This is a genomic window from Arcicella rosea (genome assembly GCF_040543805.1).
Classification (GTDB): domain Bacteria; phylum Bacteroidota; class Bacteroidia; order Cytophagales; family Spirosomataceae; genus Arcicella; species Arcicella rosea.
Genome location: NZ_JBEUMS010000004.1, coordinates 121,981 through 146,200, shown reverse-complemented (window position 1 = coordinate 146,200; position 24,220 = coordinate 121,981). Strand labels below are relative to the sequence as shown.

Below are 24,220 nucleotides of genomic sequence, written 5' to 3'. Positions count from 1 at the left end.
AATAAAATTGAAATGCGATATTTTATAGATTGTTCATATAAAGGCACAAATTATTGCGGTTGGCAAGCACAAGAAAATGCACGTACTATTCAGGGCGAAATAGAAAAAGTACTTTCTATTTTGCTCAGGAAACCTGTTGAAATCGTAGGGAGTAGTAGAACAGATACTGGCGTTCATGCAAAACACCAAACAGCACATTTTGATTTGGAAGAAGCCATTCCTAATCCTGAAAATACGGTTTATCGCATGAACAAAATGTTGCCTTTTGATATTTCTATTTTGAATATTTTCACTGTTGCCGACGATTACCATTCTCGTTTTGAGGCAACTTCAAGAAAATATGAATATCATATTTCGAGAAAAAAGAATCCATTCCTAAAAGATTTATGCTATGAATTCACTCCTGTTCTGAATATAACAGCGATGAACGAAGCTTGTCAGTACTTCTTCAAATACATTGATTTTGAAAGCTTTAGTAAACTACATTCACAAGTATTTACTTTTAATTGTACTATTATGGAAGCAAGATGGGAAGAAAGAGAAAATGGCATATTGGTTTTCCACATTAAATCAAATAGATTTTTGAGAGGAATGGTAAGAGCAATCGTCGGAACGTTAATTGAAGTAGGCATGGGGAAAATTAGTGTAGAAGATTTTGAAAAGATTATTCAATCAAAAAATCGCCAGAAAGCAGGTGGTGCGGCTCCGCCACAAGGATTGTTTTTAATGGAGGTAAATTACTAACACTAACGATTTCCTGAAAATATCAAACCTATCTCTAAGATGAAACTTTGCGGTAAAAAGACGCAAAAACCTATCTCTGAGATGGAATATTGCGGTAAAAAGATGCAAAAATCCATCTCCGAGATAGAATCTTGCGGTAAAAACATGCAAAAATCCATCTCCGAGATAGAATCTTGCGGTAAAAACATGCAAAAACCTATCTCCGAGATGGCAATGTCTATATTAATATTTTCTTCACTTCATTTAATTTCAACAAAGCCTCTATTGGAGACATGGCATTGATATCGAGATGTTTTAACAGGCTTTCAATTTTCTCAAATTTCGGATTGCTTTCTCCTCCGAAAATACTCATTTGAAAATTCTGTTTTGGCATTTCCCGAATCGTTTGGCGATGTTGTTCTTTTGAACGATTTTTTTCTAATTCTACCAAAATTTCACTGGCACGATACACTACTGCTTGGGGAATTCCTGCTAATTGGGCTACATGAATCCCGAAACTATGCTCTGAACCGCCTTCTTTTAGTTTGCGCATGAAAATCACCTTACCGTTGATTTCTTTGACTGAAACATTGAAATTTTTAATTCTTGGAAAATCATTCGCCAATTCATTCAGTTCATGATAATGTGTTGCAAAAAGTGTTTTTGGACGATAATTTGAATGGTTATGTAAATGTTCAGCAATTGCCCAAGCAATCGAAACACCATCATAAGTACTTGTTCCACGCCCAATTTCATCCATTAAGACCAAACTTCTGTCCGAAAGGTTGTTCAAAATACTTGCCGTTTCGGTCATTTCTACCATAAAAGTAGATTCCCCTTTCGAAAGGTTATCACTCGCTCCTACCCTTGTAAACACTTTATCGACTATCCCAATTTTGGCTTCGCTGGCTGGTACAAAACAACCGATTTGTGCCATTAAAACTATCAATGCAGTTTGTCGTAATAAAGCAGATTTACCCGCCATATTTGGACCTGTAATGATAATAATTTGCTGGGTAGCATCATCCAAATACAAATCATTTGGCACATAAACTTCGCCCAAAGGCAATTGTTGTTCAATTACTGGATGGCGACCATCTTTAATTTCAAGCTCTTTATTATCAGACACTTGTGGCTTGGCATAATTATTTTTCTCCGCAATTTTAGCAAAGTTGGTCAGTACATCCAACACCGCAATAATCTTAGCATTTTGCTGTATTTGATGGACGTAATCGTTCGCAACATTGACCAATTCGTTAAAAATTCTGAATTCAATCACCGCAATTTTATCTTCCGCACCCAGAATAGTTTCTTCATATTCTTTCAATTCTGGCGTGATGTAGCGTTCAGCATTCACTAAAGTTTGCTTACGAATCCAGTCATTGGGTACTTTATCTTTATGGGCATTGGTTACTTCTAAATAATACCCAAATACTTTATTGAAAGAAACTTTGAGTGAAGTAATGCCCGTGCGTTCAATTTCACGGTTTTGTAATTGTAATAAAAAGTCTTTTCCTGTATGAGCAATGCCTAAAAGTCTGTCTAAATCTTCATCAACGCCATGTTTAATCATTCCACCTTGGTTGGTCACAATGGGCAATGATTCATCACGTAATTCATTTTCAATTTTATCTAATAAAAACTGACAAGGATTCAATTGGTCGGCATACTTTTTCAGCATCGTCACATTAGTAGCTTTGGCAGAGGCTGATTTATCTTCTGAATGTACAGAATTCATCAACAATTCTCGGATAGGCTCAATGCGTGATAATGCTCTTTTTAAAGTAGCTAATTCTCGTGGATTAATTCTGCGAACGGCAACTTTTGAAATCAATCGTTCTAAATCGCCAATGGGTTTGAGTTGCTGTTCTATAGCTTCACGCAACTCCGTATTTTCTTTGAAAAACGAAACAGTTTCTAAACGTTCTTGAATCAAAGACTTTTCTTTCAAAGGCAAAACCAACCATTTGCGGAGTAATCTTGCCCCCATCGGAGTGGTAGTTTGGTCAAGAATTTGAATCAAAGAAATCCCCCCTTCTTGTTGCGGGGCTACTAATTCCAGATTACGAATCGTGAATCTATCCAACCAGACATATTTCTCTTCTTCCAAGCGGTTGATTCTGGAAATATGACTTACTTCTTTATGCTCAGTTTCTGCTAAATAGTGCATAATTACACCCGCAGCGATGATTCCTTCCGCTAACGTTTCAATGCCAAAACCTTTTAAAGAATTTGTTTTGAAATGATTGGTAAGTAGCGGATAGGTAAAATCACGAGTAAAAGCCCAGTCGTCAATCCCGAAAGTATTGAATTTATCACCGAACAAAGCCGTAAATTCTTGTCGATTTTTCTTGCAAAAAAGTACTTCTGAAGGCGAAAAGCTTTGTAATAATTTTTCGATATAAGCCGCACTTCCTTGTGAGCAAAGGAATTCACCCGTTGAAATATCCAAGAAAGCAATACCAATAATTTCTGTAGAAAAAGACGAAAAACTAATAGAAGCTAAGTAATTATTTTGCTTAGTATCCAGTACATTATCGTTGAAAGAAACGCCCGGAGTAACTAATTCTGTAACGCCTCTTTTTACAATTCCTTTAGCAGTTGCAGGGTCTTCGAGTTGGTCGCATATTGCTACACGTTCACCCGCACGCACCAATCTTGGCAAATAAGTATCCAAAGAATGGTGTGGAAAACCCGCCAAGTGGTCGTCGGCAGTACCGTTATTTCTACGAGTAAGTGTAATTCCCAAAATCTTAGAAGCACGAACAGCATCTTCCCCAAAAGTCTCGTAGAAATCACCCACTCTAAACAACAACAAAGCACCCGGATAGCGAGCTTTTATTTGATTATACTGTTTGGCAAGGGGAGTTTCGTTAGGTTTTTTGGTGGCTTTTGAAGTATCGTTAGGATTTTGAGAAGGTCTTGCCATGTTGATTATTTAAGTTTCAAATCATAAGTTCAAAAATTTTCTTTGAACAATAATACTTGAAATTTGAGTTTGCTATTAAAAATTAAATGTTTCACAAAAATACACAGAGCGTTGCAAAGAATTTATTAATTGGGAAAAGATTTGGGAAAAAGCATTACTTCCTCAAAACCTGCATAAATACTTCATCCAATCTGGAAGCCATTCTTACTTTGATTTTATAATTATTCACATCCAAACCTTTTGCGTTGAATTTTGAAATCCAGATTTCTTTGAAGCCTAATTTCTCAGCTTCTGAAATACGATTTTCAATTCGATTTACGGCTCTGATTTCTCCGCCCAAACCTACTTCTGCCGCAAAACATATTGTACTCGGAATAGAAATATCTTCATAAGATGATACAATGGAAGCACAAACTGCCAAATCAATCGCTGGGTCTTCTACTTTTAAACCGCCTGCAATGTTCAAGAAAACATCTTGGTTACCCAATCTGAAACCTCCCCTTTTTTCCAAGACTGCCAACAACATATTCAAACGTTTAGCATCAAAACCCGTTGAACTTCTTTGTGGAGTACCGTAAGTAGCAATAGAAACCAAAGATTGTGTTTCGATTAATAAAGGACGATTGCCCTCTAACATCGCTCCAATCGTAATTCCTGAAAAGTCTTCATCTCTTTGTGAAATCAAAATTTCGGAAGGATTCGAAACCTCTCTCAAACCAGAATTTAACATTTCATAAATCCCTAATTCAGAAGTACTTCCAAAACGATTTTTGGTGGTTCGCAAAATTCTATACGCCAAGTGACGGTCGCCTTCAAATTGCAAAACGGTATCCACCATGTGTTCCAAAACCTTTGGACCAGCCAAAGAACCATCTTTAGTGATATGTCCGATAATAAAAACTGGCGTTCCCGATTCTTTCGCAAATTTCATTAGTTCAGCCGCACATTCCTTTACTTGAGAAACACTTCCTGCTCCCGCTTCAATGAATGAAGATTGAAGCGTTTGGATTGAATCAATGATCAAAATATCAGGTTCAAAATTCTCTACTTGCTTAAAAATATTTTGCGTTTGTGTTTCCGTCAGGATAAAACAATTGTCACTTTTGTTTTCCAAACGTTCCGCTCGCATCTTGATTTGATGTTCAGATTCTTCCCCAGAAACATACAATACTCGGTGCGTATCCAACATCAAAGCAATTTGCAACATCAAAGTAGATTTACCAATACCTGGTTCACCACCAATAAGTACTAGTGAACCCAAAACAATTCCACCGCCCAATACTCGATTCAGTTCTGCATCTTTCGTCAAGATTCTTGCTTGCTCCTGAAAATTAATTTCTTGAATTGCTCTTGGCTTTGCAGCAATTTTTAAGGAAGTACTTACTTTCCAAGAACCTTTTTGAGGCTCATCTTTCTGTACAACTTCTTCTACAAAAGTATTCCATTCACCACACGATGGGCATCTACCCAACCATTTAGGTGCCTGATTTCCACAGTTTTGACAGAAAAATGAAGTTTTAGTTTTTGCCATATTATGATTTAACAAGCTCATTATCAAATGATAACGAACTATACTTTATTTCTTTAAAATCCTCCATTAGGACTATACTTATAATTACTTGTTGATTATCAAGTTTAACCTTAAAATACATACCGTTTACTAAATTATGCTAAAAAAAACGGGTAACAAAATACTTCAGGTCGGTGATATACTGTTATCTTGCTAACAAAATAAATTTTACTACTATGCACAAAAAAATCATTTTACTCGTTGCCCTGTTAATTTTTGTAAAAACCAGTAGCGTTTTTGCACAAATTTCATTCGGTATCAAAGGTGGTGTAAACTTCTCTCAATTAAAAACTGATTTCGAAAGTCAGTCGGTTGGAGCGAATTTAAAACAAAGCTTAGATACCAAAACTGGTTATGTTGGTGGTGTATATTTCCGATTAGGAAAAACGTTTTTTGTACAGCCTGAATTAATTTTCTCGGCAAAAGGAGGAAGCTTGAATCTATTAAAAAGTGGTTCGTCTACTGATTATGAAACAGTAAAAATTGATTACACAAGTCTTGATGTACCATTGTTGATTGGTTACAAATTTGGTCCTCTTCGTGTAAATGCTGGTCCTGTAGCATCTTTTAAAGTATCAAACAGTATTAGTGACGACTTGAAAAATTATTCTAGCAACATTGGTGATTCGTTCAAAAATGCTTCTTATGGCTATCAAGCTGGCGCTGGTATTGATCTTGGTTCATTGTCTGTTGATTTACGTTATGAAGGAAGTCTTTCAGATATTTCTTCAGTAGTTGATTTATCAAAAAGTGTTAACTATAGCCAAAAAGGAAACCTTTGGCAAATGACTCTAGGCTATAAGATTTTCTAAGATTCTCAAATCACAATTTTATGAGTGCTGATTTCCATGCAAAAACGCTTGAGAATCAGCACTCTTTTTTTGTTTAATATTGTTAGAAGACTTTTGTTGTTTGATTTTCAAATTCATTCTTCATTCAATCAAGTGCTTTGATTACTTTTGTGTTGACAACACTCATTTCATAGCTAAACACTTGGAAAATCCAAAACCAACCCCTTCCTTCCTACTACGCCAAAAGTTCCCTTTTGAACCTACTAATGGGCAAATTGACTTGTTTCAGAAAATGGATAAGTTTATTCCTAATCAAGATGATTTTGGTCCGCTGTGTTTTTTATTAAAAGGTTATGCGGGTACTGGTAAAACTACGGTATTGAGTACCATTATGAAGGTATTACCTAAATTTGGCTACAAAGCTATATTACTTGCTCCTACTGGTAGAGCGGCGAAGGTGATGAGTAATTACTCTAAAACCAAAGCATTGACCATTCATAAGAAGATTTATCGACAAGTTGCCAACCAATATACTGGGAGTTTAGAGTTTCAATTACAGAATAATTACGCTACCAAAACAATTTTTATCATTGATGAAGCCTCGATGATTTCGGATGATGCAGAATTTGGCACGCCCGGATTATTGACCGATTTAATGAAATTTATTTTCTCGCATCCTGAATTAGACTATAATTTCAATAAAGTAATTTTTGTGGGCGATACTGCTCAATTACCTCCTGTGGGCAAATTAATGTCGCCTGCTTTAGAAAAAGGTTATATGGAAAGCCAGTTTCATTTGGGAATAATGGAACAAGAATTGACAGAAGTAATGCGTCAAGATGCGGATTCTGGCATTTTGTTTAATGCGACGAATCTAAGAAATATTTTGAAAGACGAAAAACCTCAAATCAGTTTCAACACCAAAGGTTTTAAGGATTTCTTTAAAATGACTGGCGAAAAACTGGAAGATGGTTTGAATTACGCTTATCGAAAATTTGGCAGAGAAAATACCATCATTCTGACTCGTTCCAACAAAACGGCTGTTCAGTATAATCGATACATTCGTCAGCAAATTTTTTCGATGGAAGATGAATTGTCAGCTGGCGATTTGCTGATGATTGTCCGAAACAATTATCATTGGTTGGGCGAAGATTCTCCAGCGGGTTTTCTAGCAAATGGTGATTTTGTGGAAGTAATGAAAATCAGAGGCATCGAAGAGATGCACGGATTTAGGTTTGCGACACTTACGCTTCGTTTATTAGATTATGAAGAACATCCACACATCGAAGCCAAAGTAATGCTAAGTACGCTTTATACGAATACACCAGCGATGTCTAAAGATGAAAATAAAGCATTGTATGAATCCGTTTCAGCAGATTATGAGCATTTTGCCAGTAAGAAAATCAGGAATGAGGAAATCAGAAAAGACCCTTATTTGAATGCACTTCAAGTAAAATTTGCGTATGCGCTAACTTGTCATAAATCACAAGGTGGACAATGGAATGCCGTTTTTGTAGAACAAGGTTATTTAACCGACGAAAATATCAATGAAGATTTTATCAGATGGCTTTACACGGCTGTCACCCGTGCAACCCATGAAGTATTTTTATTGAATTTCCATGCAGACTTTTTCGATTAAATTCATTTGTCTTCGCCTTCGTAAAAGTATTTTTTTAATACATAACGAATCGAATAATAGGAATTTATCATTGCCATGTGGATTTGTTTTCTATCCATCCACTCTAATTTTTCTATATCTTCCTCAAACTGAGGTTTCATTTTAGCGTCGTCAACTAATTCCATTGAATACCATTTTGTTTGTTTCAAAATGGCTTCGTTTTTATAAGTATAAGTATGGTATGTGGTACAGATTTTTTCTTCTAATCTAGCTTTTACGTTACATTCTTCTTCTACTTCACGCACGGCAGCTACTTTGAATGATTCCCCTTTATCAAGTTTGCCTTTGGGCAAATCCCATTTTTTGAGGCGATACATCATCAACACTTTACCTTCTTCATTTCTCACTACTCCACCAGCGGCTCTAACCACTTTGTATTGAGATTTGATTTGCGTTTCTGTTGCATCTTTATTTTCTGAAACTAACGTTATCGATTGTAAATTAGGAAGCTCTTCATTTTTTAAGAGAGAGAATAACCTAGAAATTGTCGGAGAAAGTACATTGATAATCAAAACATGACCATGCAAACTATTGGCTTTAATGGCTTCTAACTGAGCATCTATCAAGTGATCAAATTCTGTTGAAGTAAGTGCTTGGGCTTTCTTTTTCCCTATGACCTTAATTGGTCTTTCGTTAATGAAAATTATCATTTTTAGTTGGATTGATCCTTAATGATTAGCTCGTAAATTAAAATCAAAATTTATATTTCATCGTAAAATTAAACTTTTGTTACGAAACATTACTGAGAGTTTTTAATTTTGCACACAGATTTAACAAAAACCCCAAAATGGCACAACGTACTCTTGCAGAAACAGTCGCTTCTATGTTACTAGAAGTTCAAGCTGTTCGACTTAGTCCAGACCAACCTTTCAAATGGGCATCAGGCTGGAATTCACCTATTTACTGTGATAATAGAATCACGCTTTCGTATCCTAAAGTGCGTACTGCTATCAAAAATGGGCTTGCATCAGCTGTGAAGGCGTATTGGAGTGATGTTGATATTATCGCTGGTGTAGCAACTGCTGGTATTCCACAAGGCGCATTAGTGGCTGATTGGTTAGACCTTCCTTTCTGTTATGTTCGTCCTGAACCTAAAAAACATGGCATGGGGAACCAAATAGAAGGAAAAATTAAAGCTGGACAAAAAGTAGTTTTAATTGAAGATTTAGTTTCAACAGGTGGAAGTTCACTGAAAGCAGTTGATGCTTTGCGTGAAGCTGGCGCAAATGTTTTAGGAATGGTTTCTATTTTTACTTATGGTTTTGAGATTGCGGACAAAAACTTTGCAGAGAAAAACCTAAAAGTTTATACTTTAAGTAATTATGATACTTTGATTAAAGAAGCTGTTGCAAAAAACTATGTTTCTGAAAGTCAATTAATTACTTTACAAGAATGGAGACATAATCCTTCTGAATGGAAAGTATAATTTACTAAAAACGTAAATAAAAAGCCAATCTAAATAAGAGTTGAGAATTGTGAGTGAGTAATTGTGAATTAAAATGCTGATTTTCAAATTTTTAATTCACACAATCATTCATAAAACATTTACTACTCGAATAAAATTAGATTGGTTTTTTGTTTCCTCATAAAACTGAAAGCTGACATCCGAAAGCCGATTACCGCACAGAAATCGCATACTTCTTCCCCGGTAAAGATTTTAGTACTCCTTGAAATTCCAGATTCAACAACAATGACGATAACTTAGCAATATGAATTTGCGATTGCCAAGCAATTTCATCAATTTCCATCACTTGATTTTTATGGAGTAAAGCCATAATCTGACTTTCTTCTTCGGTGAAAGCACTTAAATCAAGTGTTTGTTTGACTACTTGGTTTTTCTCGTGACCAACTAAATCCCAATTCAAAGTTTCTATTACATCCTGAATGCTGGTATAAATCTCAGCTTTTCTTTCTTTAATCAGTTTATTACAACCTTCTGAAAAAGATTTCCCTAATTGTCCCGGCACGGCAAAAACATCTCGATGATAGTTATTAGCATACTCTGCCGTAATCAACGCTCCACCTTTTGCAGCTGCTTCCACAACAATGGTAACATCTGCCATTCCAGCAATGATTCTATTTCTTTGAGGAAAAAATCTTGGGTCGGGCTGAGTTTCAAAGGTTTGTTCAGTGATGATTCCACCCGTTTCTTGCATTTGAATAGAAACGTTTTTATGCTGATAAGGGTAAATCAAATCAATCCCACTTGCCATTACGCCCAATGTAGGAACAGCGTTTTTTAAACAAGCTTTATGAGCAATAATATCAATGCCATAAGCCAAACCACTTATCACCAAAGGATTAAAAGGTTTTAAATCTTCAATGATTTCTTCGGTGACATTTTTTCCGTACTCTGTTGATTGACGAGTACCCACTATCGCTACCGTTTTGGTATGATTCAAATCGGCTTTGCCTTTATAATACAACAAAACAGGCGCATCATAAAGCTGTTTTAAACGATTGGGATAGTTTTTATCGGTATAAAACAACAATGCTACTTGCTGTTTTTCAGCTTCTTCAATAATTTTTGAAGCTTTGTCGAGAACAGATTTATCTTGAAGATTTTGGGCTAATGTTTTCCCGATGTTGGGAATTTTAAGCAGTTTCGCAACAGGTGTTTTAAATACTTGTTCTGCTCCGCCACAATAACTGATAAGTTGACGAATAAGTACATCCCCAATTTTGGGAATTAATGTGAGCGCAATTTGATATTGCAGGTTTTCGGTAGAAGACATAAAAATAAGGTAGAATTGTAAGTGAAAAATATTTAAGCTTGAATAAAATTAGCTTTCGGGTTATTGAGTAACATCTTCTTTGTTTTCATCAATCGCCTCACGAAGCTCTTGCATAAACTTTTTAATATCTGCTAATCTATCTATAATTGCTTGATTTTCTTGTTTTTTACGTTTTTTTGCTTCTAAAGCTCGCTTTGCTCCTTCAATCGTATAACCTTGTCCTTCTACCAAATCCACAATTTCTTCAAGGTGTTTAATGTCTTCCTGAGTATATTTTCTATCTCCAGAACGGTCACGCTTAGGATTGAGTGACGGAAATTGCTCTTCCCAAAAACGAAGTTTAGAGATGTTCATATCAAACATCTGGGCAACTTCTGAAATTGAATAATATCGTTTGGTTAGGTTAACACTTTCCATCAGGCAAAAAAAAACAAAAATAAGGATTTAAGAAACATAGCAAAGATAGATATTTTGTAGAATACTTGATATTTTAGTTTTGGATAGATTTACGAGAACCTTATTATTTCTTCTTCGTCAAATACTCTGGACCTAAAGTTTCTATCGTAAATTCATGTTTTGGATAAGTACGATAATAAGTATTGCTGATTTCTGTCGGATATTTTTTGAAAGTGACATATTTCAAAAAGTACTTCCTGATTTGGAAACTCATATTTAATATTTCACCAAACAACGTCGAAGGCTTTTTATAGCCAAAGGCTTCTCTTAATTTTTCAGTAATCAAAGCTGCAAAAACAGGTTTAACGGCAAACCTTAAAAAGCTTGGAAACCAATTTGCTACAATTTTTATCGTGGCATCAGCAATCACTTTATTACTTTCAGCATAACGAAAATGCTTTTGTTCGTAATGTTCTGCAAAGTTTTTTAATGCTTCAAAATCCTCAGGAATATCAGTTAAATTCATTCTTTGCGCTACTTCTTTGAAAAAGATAAACAAAGCTAATTTTTCATCTTCACTCATTTTTCGCCAGCCATTTATTTCCATCCAATTGATTGGATAAAAAACGAATGTAGAAAGTACCAGTAAATAATCTTCATTCGCAATCCGATAATTCCCATGAATTTTATTCATTTGGTCAATCGCTCTTTTGCCTAGTTCGCTATCATAACCAGCTTGCATAAATTGGGCAATCAAGATTCCAGTATCGTCATAACGCTTTTGTCCTCTTTTTACAAACTCGCCAGTTCTTTGTAAAAGTCCTGAAATACTTGGACTAGCATAAGTATGGAACAATGCCAATTCTAAAGACCGCACCATATCAAAAGGAAATTCATAAGCTGTCATCAAATATACTATTCGCTGATGGTCGGTGATGGGATTGAGCGAAGCGATTTCTTGTTGAATTTCAGGATTACGAAAAATAAAGGCTTTTTTGGCGTACTTTTTCATGGAGGAATGGTTTTGAGTGATAAAGTTTAAGTTCAAAAGTAAAAGGAAGAAAAGTAAAACTAGTTTTCAACTTGTAAAAATACATACAATTGTTTGGACGAGTTGGAAACTCGTTCTACGGAAGTATTAATTCATTACCATAAAAACTTCATTTTTTCTGTATCTTCTCATTTTCTCTTGTTTTACTAACATTCTCCAAGACTATTCACTAATTTTGCGGTTAATTTAAAAAATGCTGTCGAACGATTGTGTTTCGACATTCCAAATTCCGATTTTATAATGACTTCCAAAGAAATACGTCAACAGTTTTTAGATTTCTTCAAATCAAAAGGTCACTTAATTGTTCCTTCAGCTCCTCTTGTTGCAAAAAACGACCCTACCTTGATGTTCAACAACTCAGGGATGGCTCAGTTCAAAGACTTTTTCTTGGGCAATGGTACGCCTCCATCAAAACGTATTGCCGATACACAAAAATGTTTGCGTGTTTCTGGTAAACACAACGACCTTGAGGACGTAGGTTTTGATACTTACCACCACACCATGTTTGAAATGTTAGGAAACTGGTCATTTGGTGATTACTTCAAGAAAGAAGCCTTGGCTTGGTCTTGGGAATTATTGACTGAAGTTTTCAAATTACCGAAAGATAGAATTTATGTTTCTGTGTTTCAAGGTGATGAAAAAGACGGCGTTCCTTTCGACCAAGAAGCATGGGATATTTGGGCATCAATGGTTGGTGAAGACCGTATTATTCTTGGAAATAAAAAAGATAATTTCTGGGAAATGGGTGATACTGGCCCATGTGGTCCATGTTCTGAAATCCATATCGACTTACGTGATGCGGAAGAAGTAGCCAAAAAATCTGGAAAAGAATTAGTCAATGCCGACCACCCACAAGTGGTTGAAATCTGGAACAACGTATTCATGCAGTTTGAACGCATGGCGGATGGTTCTTTGGTTTCGTTGCCAGCCAAACACGTAGATACTGGTATGGGTTTTGAGCGTTTGTGTATGGCAATTCAAGGCAAACAATCGAATTATGATACTGATGTTTTTTCTAATACAATTAATTTTGTTGCTGAAAAAGCTGGTAAAAAATACGGTGAAGGCAAATGGGAAGACATTGCTTTAAGAGTAATTGCTGACCATATTCGTGCGATTGCTTTTGCGATTGCCGACGGACAATTGCCTTCAAACAACAAAGCCGGTTATGTAATTCGTAGAATATTGCGTCGTGCAGTGCGTTACGGTTATACTTATTTAGGATTCCGTGAGCCGTTTATGCACAGCATTATTCCATTGTTGGCTGAACAATTTGATGGCGTTTTCCCTGAATTAGTCGCTCAACAAGAATTTGTAGAAAGAGTAATTTTGGAAGAAGAAAATTCTTTCTTGCGTACTTTGGAAACAGGTTTGACAAGATTAGATAAAATCATTGCTGAAACAGAGAAAAACGGAAGAATTGCAGGAGAAATCGTTTTTGAATTGAATGATACTTTCGGATTCCCTTCAGATTTAACAGCTTTGATTGCTCGTGAAAATGGTTTATCAATCGACGAAGAAGGCTACAAAATTGCCCTTCAAGCTCAAAAAGACCGTTCTCGTAAAGATTCATCGAAAGAAGCAACCGACTGGACAATTGTTTCAGATGAAGATTTCGACTTTGAATTTGTAGGTTACGACGAAACAGAAGCGTCGGCAAGCCTTATCAAATACCGTAAAGTAAAAACTAAAGCTGGAAGCGAGTACCATATTGTTTTAGATAAAACGCCTTTCTACGCAGAAATGGGTGGACAAGTTGGCGATTCTGGTGTATTAGTTTTAGGAGATTTATCTATCAAAATTTCGGATACTAAAAAGGAAAACGATTTGTTTATTCATATTTCTACCGATAAAAATTTCGAGAAATTTGTTGAACAATACGCTACCAACAAAACTTTAGTAGCCAAAATTGATACAGCACGCAGAAGTAAAATTACTTCAAACCACACCGCTACGCACTTGATGCTTTCGGCGATGCGTGAAGTATTGGGTTCGCATATTTCGCAAAAAGGTTCTTACCAAAACGAAGACCTTACTCGTTTCGACTTCTCGCACTTCTCGAAAGTAACAGACGAAGAATTGGGCAAAATCGAAGACATCGTTAATGCCAAAATCAGAGCAAATATTGCTTTAGACGAAAAACGTAATGTACCCATTCAAGAAGCAATTGCTGCAGGTGCAACAGCTACTTTTGGAGAAAAATATGGCGACTTTGTCCGTGTAATCACTTTCGACCCGAATTTCTCAGTAGAACTTTGCGGTGGTACACATGTGCCTTCGACAGGTCAAATCGGCTTGTTTAAATTCGTAGCTGAAAGTTCGGTTTCGGCAGGTGTTCGTCGTGTTGAAGCTTACACAGGCGAAAATGCTTTAGCGATGTTTGAAGAACAATTGGCAATTGTAAACGAATTAAAAGGTTTGTTCAAAGGTCAAGCGGACGTAGTTAAAGCCGTAAAAGCTTTGTTAGAAGAAAAAGCCATTTTAAGTAAAAAAATCGAAGCTTTTGAATCTGAAAAATTACAAGCTATCAAAGAAACTTTATTAACGAAAGTACAAGCGGTTGGTGAAGTAAATGTAATTGCTGAAGTAGTTTCTGTTCCAAATGCTGATGCCTTGAAACAATTGGCGTATGAATTAAAAGCTAAAATTGATAATTTGTATTGCGTTTTGGGTGCGGAAGTAGCTGGCAAACCACAATTAGCAGTAATGATTGCTGATAATTTGGTAGCTGACAAAAGCTTAAATGCTGGACAAATCATCCGTGATATGGCTAAAGAAGTAAAAGGCGGTGGCGGTGGTCAGCCTTTCTTTGCAACGGCTGGAGGTTCAGATGTATCAGGGTTAGCGAAGGCAATTGAGAAAGGAAAAAGTGCGGTTTAGTTGTGAGCTCTGAGCCTTGAGTTATGAGCTTTTTTATTTCTTAAAAAATAGTTATTAATAAGCTAAAAGACCTGTGAGGAAAAACCTCGCAGGTCTTTGTGTTAAATGAATTACAAAAAACAAATATTATCTCAAGCATCGAAAGAAGCCATTCAGTTAATGAATGATTTAGGGAAAGACCGCAAGCCTTTCCTTTTCATCATTGACTATGAGATGAAAAAGCCGATAGTTTTGCCACTTGAGGAAGTTGAAAAAGAGGATATTTTATACAAAGTTGGGAGCAAAAGTAATTTCAATCCAGCAAAAGAATTACTCGAAAAACCTCTTTATTTAGAAAAATATCCGATTAGTTTTCAGGAATATCAACAATCGTTCGACATCGTAAAACGCCATTTAATTCGTGGAAATAGTTTTTTGGTAAACCTTACCAAGCCCACTCCTATTAAAGTAAATTTGAGTTTAAAAGAGATTTTTGAACGTAGCTCGGCTCAATATCAATTGTACTTCAAAAATCAATTTGTGCTATTTTCACCTGAAATTTTTATTAAAATCAAGGACGGAATCATTTCTTCACATCCCATGAAAGGTACAATTTCGGCAAACATTCCCAATGCCGAAACGGAGATTTTGAATAATAAAAAAGAACTTGCAGAACACGCTACCATCGTTGATTTAATCAGAAATGATATTAGTATGGTGGCAGAAAAAGTTTGGGTTGAACGTTTTCGATATATTAGTAAAGTACAAACTTCAGAAGGCGATTTATTACAAGTAAGTTCTGAAATTTGCGGGAAATTGCCTGAGAATTTCCATGAGCAAATCGGCACTTTATTGTTCAAATTATTGCCAGCAGGTTCTATTTGTGGTGCGCCTAAAGCTCAGACCTTAGCCATTATTGAAGAAGCTGAAAACTATAAACGAGGGTATTATACTGGCGTTTTTGGTATTTTTGATGGTGAAAATTTAGACAGTTCAGTCATGATTCGGTTTATCGAAAAAACGGAAAACAATTCACTTATCTTTAAAAGTGGCGGTGGAATTACAGTTTTTTCTGACGAACAATCTGAGTACCAAGAAATGATTGATAAAGTATATCTTACTTCAAAATAAATCGAGTCGTATCTGTAAAACACATGACTTTATAGTGGAAATTAGAGTAAGGTCAATAGTTAAAATCGCAGCGACAAACCACTCATAATTTATCACTCAAAACTCATAATTCACAAGCTTGTGTGGCAATCCGAAATTTATACTTTATTAGAAAATCATCAAATTAGTTTTGAAATAAAGACTTGTGACTCTCCCTTTGAGCTCATTTATTTACCTGATTATCAATTGCATTTACATTTTATTTCACTTGAAATTTTTCAAAATGCAACAATTCCTCTCAATTTCTTCAAAGATTTTTCTGAAAAAATTCAGTCTCAAGAACAAAGAATTATTCATCTTTGGGAAGATGTTTATGTCCAAAATCCAACTTTAGTGAATGCCAGAATTTTGGCTATGTGCGGATATTCTAAACGACTAAATGCCAGACATTGCTTTGTAGAAAGAATTGATAATCCGACGGCAGAAGTATTTTTAAATGAAAATCATTTGCAGGCTTCGGTAAAATCTAAATTCAAATATGGCTTATTTTTGAAAGCTCAGTACCTTGAAAAATTTATAGATTCGGCACTAATTCAAGAGAAAAATAAGCCATTATTAATTGCTGTGGCTACTTTTAGTGCAGGACGAGCGATGAAATACGGCGAGCGTGCAGGTACTCGTTCTTATGAATTATTGCGTTTTGCAACACTAAAAAACCATCATGTAGTTGGTGGAATGGACAAGCTTTTAAAGGCTTTTTCTAATGAGTATCAGCCCGACGACGTGATGTCTTATGCTGACCGAGATTGGTCTGACGGACGAAGCTATGAAACGTTGGGTTTTCAGAAAATAGAAAATACTTCTCCCCAAAATTTTATGGTCAACAAGCAGACCTTTGAAAGATTAAACATTAATCAATCTGAAGGTTTGAAAGAACAAAGTTTTATTCAGATATTTAATGCCGGAAGTATCAAATATATAAAGCTTCTTCATGATAAAGAAATGGCTAAAAATTAGCTCTTTTCAAAACCTAAGTATAAAATGATAGACAGAGTTCATGAGCAAGTGATGGCTCAATACGGTGAACAATTACGAGTAAGAGTATGCGGTATTTGTGTTCAAAACGATAAAATTTTAATGATAAAACATCAAGGTGTTGTTGAAAATGCAGCCTTTTGGTGTCCGCCAGGTGGTGGTTTACAATTTGGAGAGAATGCAGCAGATGGTATAAAAAGAGAGTTTTTAGAAGAAACGCATACAGAAATCTCTATAGAAAACTTTATGTTTGTCAGTGAGTTTATTGATGCACCATTACATGCAATTGAATTATTTTTCATGGTAAATCTTGAAAAAGGAAATGTCAAAAAAGGTACTGACCCAGAATTGGAAGAACAAATTATCCAAGAAGTAAAATGGATGAGCTTTGAGGAAATCAAAGCAAAACCAGTTCGTGAAGTACACAGAGTTTTTTCTTTTTGTAATTCTTTGGAAGAGCTTTTAAATACAAGAGGAATGATTTAGTGCGGTTGGAAAGACAATTTTTCTATTTGATGAATTTTAACAATTTAACCAATTAATTCATGAAAAAGCTATCCCTCGAATTCAAATGGGCAATAATATTTGTTGCCATGTCTTTAATATGGATGTTACTCGAAAAGCTCGCTGGCTTACACAGTACTCATATCGACAAACATGCTACCTATACAAATTTTATCGCCATTCCTGCCATTACAGTGTATGTTTTTGCTTTATTAGAGAAAAAGAACAAGTTTTATCATGGTTCTATGACTTATCTGCAAGGCTTTGTTTCTGGTACAATTATCAGTGTAATCATTGCGATTTTGAGTCCACTAACTCAAATTATTACCACAGAAATTATCACGCCTGAGTTTTTTCCAAATGCCATTAACTATTCAGTTAGCGCTGGTTTGATGAAACAGGTGGAAGCAGAACAATACTTTAGTTTAGAGAATTATATCAAAGAAGGATTAATCGGTGCTTTATTGATGGGAATTATTACAACAGCTATTGTAGCAATTTTTACCAGAGGAAAGAAATGAAAGTAAATGAGTTTAGAGTTTATGAGTAAAGTGATGTCCCTAGATTTCTCTTAAAAATTAGTTTTCGATATAATAAACACTAAATCCACTCAGATTTGAGTGGATTTAGTGTTTATTATTACTCTATTCGTTCACAACAAAGTCCCATCTGGCTTAATATCTCAACGATGTGGTTTGAAGGAAAGTTATGACCTTGAACTCTTAAAATATTGTCGCAATCATCAAGGTCAAAATTTATTTTAAGATGAGGATAAAAGCCCTTGAGTAAGTTTAATACTTCGTCCGATGTTTGCTTGTTGCTTACATTCGTTTTGAATATTTCTATTACTATTTCTGTCATCCTAGCCTATCAATTTTATTTATCTACTTGGTTTAACCAGGTTTTTATTACCTTCTTCAAAGCCATTTCTTTGTTACTTACTTCCTCTAAAGTCATAAATTTAGCAATCTTTCTGGCATCTGTAAATTTTCCTCCCAAAAATCCTGATATATCATTTATTGTTGCTCCCGTCGGAAAAACCAATAATACACAGTCATTTTTATGAAGATTGAACACAACAATATCCCTTTTATATTCTTTTGGGTCAAAGGGTTTCATTGCTCCAGTATAATAGAAACTTGGTGAATTCCATTTGATTTGTTCAGCAATCTCTTCATCGACAGAAAGTACAATTTTTCTTAATGCTTGAACAACATTCTTCAATGGATGATTCAACGCTTCAAAATATTCTGTCACTTGCTCTCCCTCAGAAAGTTTAGGTTTCTTTGCCATGATTGCTTAAAGTTCTATCAATGAATTCATTTTTTCACTGCTTTTTTAAGGTTTTCTTCTACTCTGAAAGCAACAACTCTTTTAATAAATTCAAGGGGTAAAGGTTTATCAAGGGGAAATTGCACCGCTCCTTTTGAAAACTTATAATGAACCATTTCTTCAGGAAATGCTGTAATGCCTGATGGGGCTGGGTAAAAACCAATATGATTTTTATATGCAGCAAAATGCACCAAGTTTCCTTTTAAATAAAAAGTGGGCATGGCATAACTTATTTTTTCTGTAGCTTCGGGAACAGCGTTGCTTATCGTCTCACGGATTTGCCTTAAAAGCACTTGCGTTTCATCAGGAAAATCGGCAATGTATTCATCAATATTATTTACAACTTTCATTGCTTAGTATCAATAATTAAGATTGTGAGTTTTGTAATTTATGATAGCTAAAATATGACACCAATAAAACAGCCATCACTATAACAGGAACTAAAAGCATTGCATTAAATCCATCAACTGCCCATAAACTAATGGTTGCAAAAATAATATCAAATACAAAACCTGCATAAGCCCATTCTTTAAGTACTTTGGGAATCTGTGGAATAATCAAAGCTAGTGAGCCTATTATTTTAAAGATGTTCAAAGCCATTCCGAAATATTGAGGATACCCCAAATGTCTTGTACCCTCTTTTGCCATCTCCGTGTGGCCAGTCAACGCTGGCATTACACCCATAAATAAGAAAATCAATGAAGTACTAATCCAGAAAGTAATTTTAGTCGTTTTCATGTTTATTAGTTTTAAGTTTATTTTTTTGGTAATGTAATAGCCATTGATTGCCAAATTTATCAGTTAAATCGCCAAATAAAGCTCCCCAAAAACTTAGCGCAATTGGATGTGTTTGCTTTCCTCCTTCTGAGAGTTTCTGATAACAATCTTCAATCTCAGTTTCACTTTCGCAATGTAATAATAATGAAATGGTATTGCCTTTTATCAAACCTTCGTCGCCAAGCATATCGGTTCCCATAATTAGTAAGCCTTTTCTGCTTAAACTAGCATGAAGTACGCAAGCTTTCATTTGCTTGGGCATTTTATCGGCATCAGGATGTTCAGCGAGTGTTTGCATAGAAAGTTTTCCTCCTAAACATTGCTGATAAAAGTGCATAGCTTCACGACAATTTCCGTTAAAATTCAAATATGCACTGATAGTTGACATCTAAGATAAGTAAGAGTTTTGAATTATGAGCGATTCTTCGCTACGATTTAAAACATTGATATACTTCTGTTTATGCGTTCAATAATGTTTCGATATCAAGTTTTCGCATTTTCATGATTGCTTGCATAGCTCGTCCTCCTTTTTCGGGATTACTCATAAGTTTACCTATTATTGAAGGTACAACTTGCCATGATACTCCAAATTTATCTTTCAGCCAACCGCACATACTTTCAGCGCCGCCTTCTGTAAGTTTATACCAATAATGGTCTATTTCCGCCTGTGTTTCACAACTAATCATCAAAGAAACTCCTTCATTGAAAGTATATTCATGTACTCCAGGACCATCCATCGCAATTAAAGGTTGTTGACTCAACTGAAATTCTGAATACATTACTTTACCTGCATGGTCTCCACCATCTGGATACAGAATCAGTAAATCTGTTGTTGAATCACCAAAAATACTTGTATAATGCCTGATTGCCTCCTCGGCTTTACCAAATTGATTACTGGTGAATAACATCGATGGTCTTATTTTCTGCTCAGTTCCACCGTCGTTGGCGATACTGATTTGCCATGTTACACCAAATTTATCTTGTAACCAGCCATATCTTTCACTCCAAGGATAAGTATCAATAGGCATTAATGCTTTTCCTCCATCAATCAATTTATCCCATATTTCATTCACTTCTTCGAGGCTCCCACAAGTAACAAAAAATGAAATAGACGGATTAATCTTGAACATCGGTCCACCATTTAGTCCCATAAATTTTGTTCCATTCAATTCAAAAGTGACAACCATCGGGTTTTCTGATGTGATTTTGCTACTTTTAAAAACAGCACCATAAAATGTTGCAGCTTCTTTGGCTTGTCCGTCAAACCATAAGCATGAAGTAATAGCGTTTGTGTACATGTTGATGAAATTGGATTAGTTTTGTTCTACGTACTTTTTAAAATTATCAAGAATTGCTTGCCAACCACCTCTTTGTAGTTCAAGAGAATTCTGTTGCTCTGGGTCAAAAGTTTCTGTTACTTTCACACCATTGGCTGTTTGTTCAAATTGTACGCTTACTTCTCTGCCATCTTCCAAAACATATTCTACAATTGCCAAGTCTTCTATCTTGGTATAAATCCATTCAAAATCAAAAGAAAAACTTCCATCTTTAGCAGCCATAACGGTTTTACTTTTTCCGCCTTCTCTGAAATCATTTTCAGCCGCAGGTGCATGCCAATCGTCTGAAGCAAAACACCAATGAATGATGTGCGCTGGGCCATTAAATTGCTCCCATACTTTTTCGAGCGGAGCATTTATTAAAACTTCTACGGTAATCTTGGTCTTTGTTACACTTTCCATAATGTTAGGTTTTTTGAATGAATTATTAATGATACAAATGTGCAAAAGCTTTTTCTAAATTAACGATGTAAAAACGACAAATGAAGGGTAATTTACGACAAAGTATTTTTCTATATTTGTACTATGAAAAAAGTGGCAATTCTAATTCCTGAGCATTCAACTATCCATGTGGTAGCTATTTCACGGTTTATGTTTGAAACTGTGAATCAGTTCCTTATCAATTCGGGTAGAGAAAAACTGTTTGATATTAAATTGGTCGGACAACAAAAGCAAATGCAAATCATTGATGGACCTTTTGTGGTTTCTCCTGACTTACTTATCAATGAGGTTGACGATACAGATTTAATCATTATTCCACCAATGGCTGGCAATATGCAAGAAGGTATTTCGGCTAATAAAAGTACTATTGATTGGATTATCAGCCAACATCAAAAAGGTTCGGAAGTAGCTTCTCTTTGTGTTGGGGCATTTTTGTTGGCATCAACGGGTTTGGTGAATGGCAAAAAATGTTCGACTCATTGGGGATTTAATGATGAATTTAGAACGATGTTTCCAGAAGTGATTTTACAAGATGGAAAAATTGTAACGGATGAAGATGGCATTTATTCGAGTGGTGGAGCCAACTCTTGTTGGAATTTATTGCTATATCTTATCGAAAAATATGCTGACCGTGAAACGGCAATTCTTACTTCTAAGTATTTTGCCATTGATATTGACCGCACCAGTCAATCATCATTTGCGATGTTCAAAGGACAAAAAGAACATAAGGATGATGCCATCCGAAAAATTCAAGTATATATTGAAAGTAACATTGAAGAGAAATTTACTGTAGAAGATCTTGCTGAAAAAGTAGCTTTGGGCAGAAGAAGTTTTGAACGTCGATTCAAATTAGCGACCAATAATTCGGTATTAGAATACATTCAAAGAGTAAAAATTGAAGCTGCCAAACGAAGTATTGAAAGTAGCCGAAAAAACATCAATGAAGTAATGTTTGATGTTGGTTATACCGACACGAAGGCTTTTAGAACTACTTTCAAAAAAATAACAGGACTTAGCCCTGTTGAATATAAAAATAAGTATAATAAAATTGCGACCGATTAAGGTTTGGAACATGAGTCATCCCGAATTTTCTCTTTAAATAGCGAATTTTAAAAATTCTTGGATTTGTTCTCGTCCTTACTTTTTGTCTTGATACAAAAAGTAACCGCAGCGGCGGCCGCAAAAAAATCAAGAATTCCTAATCGCAGCGGCGAACCGCCTCGCTCCGCTCAAACAGTAGGAATTCATTACTCATCAATCATAAAAAAGCGGTCGAAAAACTAATTTCGACCGCTTTTTTATGACTTTAAAATTTGGGATGACTTGTATTTCTTTTGCTTTTCTCGCTTTTCAATGCTCGTTGGCATAATTAACGATGTTTCGAATTACTTCATCTAACTCTTCTGTTGCTTGAAATAATAAATCTATATAATAGTCTTTTTCTTCACTACTTATCTCAGCATCTGTCTTTAACAAGTGGCAAATTCCTAAAATATTAGCAACTGGTTTTCTTACTCCATGCGACTGTTGCCAAGCAATTGCTTTAAGTCGATTCAATTGATCAAGAATCTGTTTTTCATGTTTTACTCTTTGTGTAACATCTTGAATAATCGTTAGCACATGGCGTTTATCGCCCAATTCAAAGCTATTTAAACTCACTTCAACAATGATTTCTGTACCGTCTTTTCTGATAGCAGGTGTAAATCTGTTTGCCCCCATTTTATAAGGTACTGGGTTATTCAAATAGTTTTTTTGATAATGTACATGATTGTCATGATATCTATCTGGAATCAACATTTTGATATTTTTGTCCTTTAGCTCTTCAAAGGTATAGCCAAAAACACTTTCAGCTTCAGGATTCGACAAAACGATATTCATTTTTTCATCCACAATCAGCATTGATGTTGGGGCGGCTTCTACAATACTTCTAAACTTTGATTCACTTTCTTTTAATGAAATTTCTGCTTTCTTTTTATCGGTAATATTCAAAGCAAAAAGCGAAATACCGAGTAATTCACCATTACGTTTATAAACAGGAAACATTCGGGACTGAAACCAATATTTTTCATTATTGCCATCTACCATCATTACTTCTATTTCATAATTATTGCCTTTGATGGCATTGGCAAAAGAAGTAAAAAATGTTTCGGATTGTTCTTGATAAATGAATTCTCTGAAGTCAGCTCCAATCTTGAGCTCTTTATTGGTATTGGTAAAAATCCTTTCCTTGGCAGGTTTATTGAATTGTAAAATTTTGTAATCAACACTTAGGAGTAAAATAGATTCGGTATTATTTTCAATAATTGCCTGAAAAGTCTCCACCATGTTTTCTAATTCCAACTCCATTCTTTTCTGCTCATCTATATTTTTAGCCATCAAAGTAACGCCTAAAAAAACACCTTCAGCATTATAAGTAGGATTCATTGTGAATTCTACCCATATTGAACCCAGTGCAGATTTGGTTTCGTTTTGAATAACGACTTTCCCTCCTTTAGATGCCTTTTCAAAATTAGTTAAATACAAATCCTTGTGAGCATCCAGCACATAATCTCTATAATCATGTCCTACCACAATTTCTTTGTTCAAATAAATCTGTAAAACTTTTTTAATTACTTTGTTAAAGGCTAATACTTTATGTTCGGGAGATATTAAAACAATACTTTCAGGAGAATTGTCCAATATCACTTTCAATGCCTCAGCTATATACAAAGATTGTTCATATCTATCCATAACTACATAATTAAGATCAAGACCAAAACCATTAATTAAAACTAATCCAAATGGCTATATACTCCAAATTAAATTGTAATTCTTTATTTTTTTGATTGTGAGAAAAATATTTTTGATAAAATTCCTTCACTCCTTCTGAGCATCATTTTAATACTCGAATGAATCAATTCGATACTCATGAGCATCGTTTTAATGCTCGAATGAATCAATTCGATACTCATG

General features: G+C 35.1%; 23 protein-coding genes. 10 read left to right on the top strand and 13 right to left on the bottom strand.

Features of this window, described 5'->3' with window-relative positions:
* Positions 1–12: 12 nt before the first annotated feature.
* Positions 13–744, top strand: a complete 732-nt coding sequence (gene truA, locus ABID42_RS06890) for a tRNA pseudouridine(38-40) synthase TruA (RefSeq protein ID WP_367283005.1) — start codon at positions 13–15, stop codon at positions 742–744.
* Between the two features lie 217 nt (positions 745–961).
* On the opposite strand, the gene mutS is transcribed toward truA, so the two are convergent.
* Entirely contained in the window at positions 962–3,652 is a 2,691-nt protein-coding gene (gene mutS, locus ABID42_RS06885; RefSeq protein ID WP_367283004.1) for a DNA mismatch repair protein MutS, read from the bottom strand.
* A gap of 154 nt (positions 3,653–3,806) precedes the next feature.
* Positions 3,807–5,183: a DNA repair protein RadA gene (gene radA / locus ABID42_RS06880; RefSeq protein ID WP_323260299.1), complete on the bottom strand. Its 1,377-nt coding sequence runs from the start codon at positions 5,181–5,183 to the stop codon at positions 3,807–3,809.
* 215 nt (positions 5,184–5,398) lie between these two features.
* Between radA and ABID42_RS06875 the strand changes: the two genes are divergently transcribed.
* Both ABID42_RS06875 and ABID42_RS06870 read left to right on the top strand, forming a co-directional pair.
* A complete protein-coding gene (locus tag ABID42_RS06875; RefSeq protein WP_323329323.1) occupies positions 5,399–6,034 on the top strand; it encodes a porin family protein in 636 nt (211 codons plus the stop codon).
* Positions 6,035–6,215: 181 nt separating this feature from the next.
* Positions 6,216–7,652 carry an ATP-dependent DNA helicase gene (locus ABID42_RS06870; protein ID WP_367283003.1) on the top strand — a complete coding sequence of 479 codons (1,437 nt, stop codon included), beginning with the start codon at positions 6,216–6,218 and terminating at the stop codon, positions 7,650–7,652.
* Between the two features lie 2 nt (positions 7,653–7,654).
* On the opposite strand, the gene ABID42_RS06865 is transcribed toward ABID42_RS06870, so the two are convergent.
* Positions 7,655–8,341 (bottom strand): NUDIX hydrolase, encoded by a 687-nt coding sequence (locus tag ABID42_RS06865; RefSeq protein ID WP_323260294.1) that lies wholly within the window; start codon positions 8,339–8,341, stop codon positions 7,655–7,657.
* A 137-nt stretch (positions 8,342–8,478) separates the two neighbouring features.
* Between ABID42_RS06865 and pyrE the strand changes: the two genes are divergently transcribed.
* Complete coding sequence (pyrE, locus tag ABID42_RS06860) at positions 8,479–9,117, top strand: orotate phosphoribosyltransferase (RefSeq protein ID WP_184133232.1); 639 nt, start codon at positions 8,479–8,481, stop codon at positions 9,115–9,117.
* Between the two features lie 190 nt (positions 9,118–9,307).
* Here the strand turns inward: pyrE and dprA are convergent, their stop codons facing one another.
* The 3 genes from dprA to ABID42_RS06845 form a co-directional block, all read right to left on the bottom strand.
* Positions 9,308–10,426 (bottom strand): DNA-processing protein DprA, encoded by a 1,119-nt coding sequence (gene dprA / locus ABID42_RS06855; protein ID WP_367283002.1) that lies wholly within the window; start codon positions 10,424–10,426, stop codon positions 9,308–9,310.
* A 60-nt stretch (positions 10,427–10,486) separates the two neighbouring features.
* The gene (locus ABID42_RS06850; RefSeq protein WP_367283001.1) at positions 10,487–10,843 is read right to left on the bottom strand and encodes a MerR family transcriptional regulator; all 357 of its coding nucleotides are present in this window, start codon (positions 10,841–10,843) and stop codon (positions 10,487–10,489) included.
* 103 nt (positions 10,844–10,946) lie between these two features.
* Complete coding sequence (locus ABID42_RS06845; protein WP_367283000.1) at positions 10,947–11,834, bottom strand: oxygenase MpaB family protein; 888 nt, start codon at positions 11,832–11,834, stop codon at positions 10,947–10,949.
* Positions 11,835–12,113: 279 nt separating this feature from the next.
* On the opposite strand from ABID42_RS06845, the gene alaS reads away from it, so the two are divergent.
* The 5 genes from alaS to ABID42_RS06820 all read left to right on the top strand — a co-directional run bounded on the left by alaS (position 12,114) and on the right by ABID42_RS06820 (position 17,902).
* Positions 12,114–14,753, top strand: a complete 2,640-nt coding sequence (gene alaS, locus ABID42_RS06840) for an alanine--tRNA ligase (protein ID WP_367282999.1) — start codon at positions 12,114–12,116, stop codon at positions 14,751–14,753.
* Positions 14,754–14,858: 105 nt separating this feature from the next.
* The gene (locus ABID42_RS06835; protein ID WP_367282998.1) at positions 14,859–15,863 is read left to right on the top strand and encodes an aminodeoxychorismate synthase component I; all 1,005 of its coding nucleotides are present in this window, start codon (positions 14,859–14,861) and stop codon (positions 15,861–15,863) included.
* Positions 15,864–15,983: 120 nt separating this feature from the next.
* Entirely contained in the window at positions 15,984–16,859 is an 876-nt protein-coding gene (locus ABID42_RS06830; protein WP_367282997.1) for a hypothetical protein, read from the top strand.
* A gap of 24 nt (positions 16,860–16,883) precedes the next feature.
* Positions 16,884–17,363 (top strand): NUDIX domain-containing protein, encoded by a 480-nt coding sequence (locus ABID42_RS06825; protein WP_367282996.1) that lies wholly within the window; start codon positions 16,884–16,886, stop codon positions 17,361–17,363.
* A gap of 59 nt (positions 17,364–17,422) precedes the next feature.
* Positions 17,423–17,902, top strand: coding sequence for a DUF4199 domain-containing protein (locus ABID42_RS06820; RefSeq protein WP_367282995.1), 480 nt, complete (start codon positions 17,423–17,425; stop codon positions 17,900–17,902).
* Between the two features lie 355 nt (positions 17,903–18,257).
* Here ABID42_RS06820 and ABID42_RS06815 read toward each other — a convergent pair whose 3' ends face one another.
* The 6 genes from ABID42_RS06815 to ABID42_RS06790 all read right to left on the bottom strand — a co-directional run bounded on the left by ABID42_RS06815 (position 18,258) and on the right by ABID42_RS06790 (position 21,229).
* On the bottom strand, positions 18,258–18,674 hold the full coding sequence (locus ABID42_RS06815) for a DUF1801 domain-containing protein (protein WP_367282994.1): 417 nt from the start codon (positions 18,672–18,674) through the stop codon (positions 18,258–18,260).
* Positions 18,675–18,700: 26 nt separating this feature from the next.
* Entirely contained in the window at positions 18,701–19,063 is a 363-nt protein-coding gene (locus ABID42_RS06810; RefSeq protein WP_323260273.1) for an iron chaperone, read from the bottom strand.
* Between the two features lie 16 nt (positions 19,064–19,079).
* Positions 19,080–19,451 carry a DoxX family protein gene (locus tag ABID42_RS06805; protein ID WP_323260271.1) on the bottom strand — a complete coding sequence of 124 codons (372 nt, stop codon included), beginning with the start codon at positions 19,449–19,451 and terminating at the stop codon, positions 19,080–19,082.
* On the bottom strand, positions 19,438–19,878 hold the full coding sequence (locus ABID42_RS06800; RefSeq protein ID WP_323260269.1) for a VOC family protein: 441 nt from the start codon (positions 19,876–19,878) through the stop codon (positions 19,438–19,440). The genes ABID42_RS06805 and ABID42_RS06800 overlap by 14 nt, the downstream gene beginning before the upstream one ends.
* Before the next feature lie 70 nt (positions 19,879–19,948).
* Entirely contained in the window at positions 19,949–20,788 is an 840-nt protein-coding gene (locus ABID42_RS06795; RefSeq protein ID WP_367282993.1) for a VOC family protein, read from the bottom strand.
* A 15-nt stretch (positions 20,789–20,803) separates the two neighbouring features.
* A complete protein-coding gene (locus ABID42_RS06790; protein WP_367282992.1) occupies positions 20,804–21,229 on the bottom strand; it encodes an SRPBCC domain-containing protein in 426 nt (141 codons plus the stop codon).
* A gap of 123 nt (positions 21,230–21,352) precedes the next feature.
* Between ABID42_RS06790 and ABID42_RS06785 the strand changes: the two genes are divergently transcribed.
* On the top strand, positions 21,353–22,330 hold the full coding sequence (locus tag ABID42_RS06785; RefSeq protein ID WP_367282991.1) for a GlxA family transcriptional regulator: 978 nt from the start codon (positions 21,353–21,355) through the stop codon (positions 22,328–22,330).
* A 288-nt stretch (positions 22,331–22,618) separates the two neighbouring features.
* On the opposite strand, the gene ABID42_RS06780 is transcribed toward ABID42_RS06785, so the two are convergent.
* Positions 22,619–23,998 (bottom strand): PAS domain S-box protein, encoded by a 1,380-nt coding sequence (locus ABID42_RS06780; protein ID WP_367282990.1) that lies wholly within the window; start codon positions 23,996–23,998, stop codon positions 22,619–22,621.
* Positions 23,999–24,220: the final 222 nt, after the last annotated feature.

What these genes read in the sequence shown, in the direction of transcription:
- truA (WP_367283005.1), top strand. Translation starts at nt 13, where the DNA reads ATGCGATATTTTATAGATTGTTCATATAAAGGCACAAATTATTGCGGT.
- mutS (WP_367283004.1), bottom strand. Translation starts at nt 3,652, where the DNA reads ATGGCAAGACCTTCTCAAAATCCTAACGATACTTCAAAAGCCACCAAA.
- radA (WP_323260299.1), bottom strand. Translation starts at nt 5,183, where the DNA reads ATGGCAAAAACTAAAACTTCATTTTTCTGTCAAAACTGTGGAAATCAG.
- ABID42_RS06875 (WP_323329323.1), top strand. Translation starts at nt 5,399, where the DNA reads ATGCACAAAAAAATCATTTTACTCGTTGCCCTGTTAATTTTTGTAAAA.
- ABID42_RS06865 (WP_323260294.1), bottom strand. Translation starts at nt 8,341, where the DNA reads ATGATAATTTTCATTAACGAAAGACCAATTAAGGTCATAGGGAAAAAG.
- pyrE (WP_184133232.1), top strand. Translation starts at nt 8,479, where the DNA reads ATGGCACAACGTACTCTTGCAGAAACAGTCGCTTCTATGTTACTAGAA.
- dprA (WP_367283002.1), bottom strand. Translation starts at nt 10,426, where the DNA reads ATGTCTTCTACCGAAAACCTGCAATATCAAATTGCGCTCACATTAATT.
- ABID42_RS06850 (WP_367283001.1), bottom strand. Translation starts at nt 10,843, where the DNA reads ATGGAAAGTGTTAACCTAACCAAACGATATTATTCAATTTCAGAAGTT.
- ABID42_RS06845 (WP_367283000.1), bottom strand. Translation starts at nt 11,834, where the DNA reads ATGAAAAAGTACGCCAAAAAAGCCTTTATTTTTCGTAATCCTGAAATT.
- alaS (WP_367282999.1), top strand. Translation starts at nt 12,114, where the DNA reads ATGACTTCCAAAGAAATACGTCAACAGTTTTTAGATTTCTTCAAATCA.
- ABID42_RS06835 (WP_367282998.1), top strand. Translation starts at nt 14,859, where the DNA reads ATGAATTACAAAAAACAAATATTATCTCAAGCATCGAAAGAAGCCATT.
- ABID42_RS06825 (WP_367282996.1), top strand. Translation starts at nt 16,884, where the DNA reads ATGATAGACAGAGTTCATGAGCAAGTGATGGCTCAATACGGTGAACAA.
- ABID42_RS06820 (WP_367282995.1), top strand. Translation starts at nt 17,423, where the DNA reads ATGAAAAAGCTATCCCTCGAATTCAAATGGGCAATAATATTTGTTGCC.
- ABID42_RS06815 (WP_367282994.1), bottom strand. Translation starts at nt 18,674, where the DNA reads ATGGCAAAGAAACCTAAACTTTCTGAGGGAGAGCAAGTGACAGAATAT.
- ABID42_RS06810 (WP_323260273.1), bottom strand. Translation starts at nt 19,063, where the DNA reads ATGAAAGTTGTAAATAATATTGATGAATACATTGCCGATTTTCCTGAT.
- ABID42_RS06805 (WP_323260271.1), bottom strand. Translation starts at nt 19,451, where the DNA reads ATGAAAACGACTAAAATTACTTTCTGGATTAGTACTTCATTGATTTTC.
- ABID42_RS06800 (WP_323260269.1), bottom strand. Translation starts at nt 19,878, where the DNA reads ATGTCAACTATCAGTGCATATTTGAATTTTAACGGAAATTGTCGTGAA.
- ABID42_RS06795 (WP_367282993.1), bottom strand. Translation starts at nt 20,788, where the DNA reads ATGTACACAAACGCTATTACTTCATGCTTATGGTTTGACGGACAAGCC.
- ABID42_RS06790 (WP_367282992.1), bottom strand. Translation starts at nt 21,229, where the DNA reads ATGGAAAGTGTAACAAAGACCAAGATTACCGTAGAAGTTTTAATAAAT.
- ABID42_RS06785 (WP_367282991.1), top strand. Translation starts at nt 21,353, where the DNA reads ATGAAAAAAGTGGCAATTCTAATTCCTGAGCATTCAACTATCCATGTG.
- ABID42_RS06780 (WP_367282990.1), bottom strand. Translation starts at nt 23,998, where the DNA reads ATGGATAGATATGAACAATCTTTGTATATAGCTGAGGCATTGAAAGTG.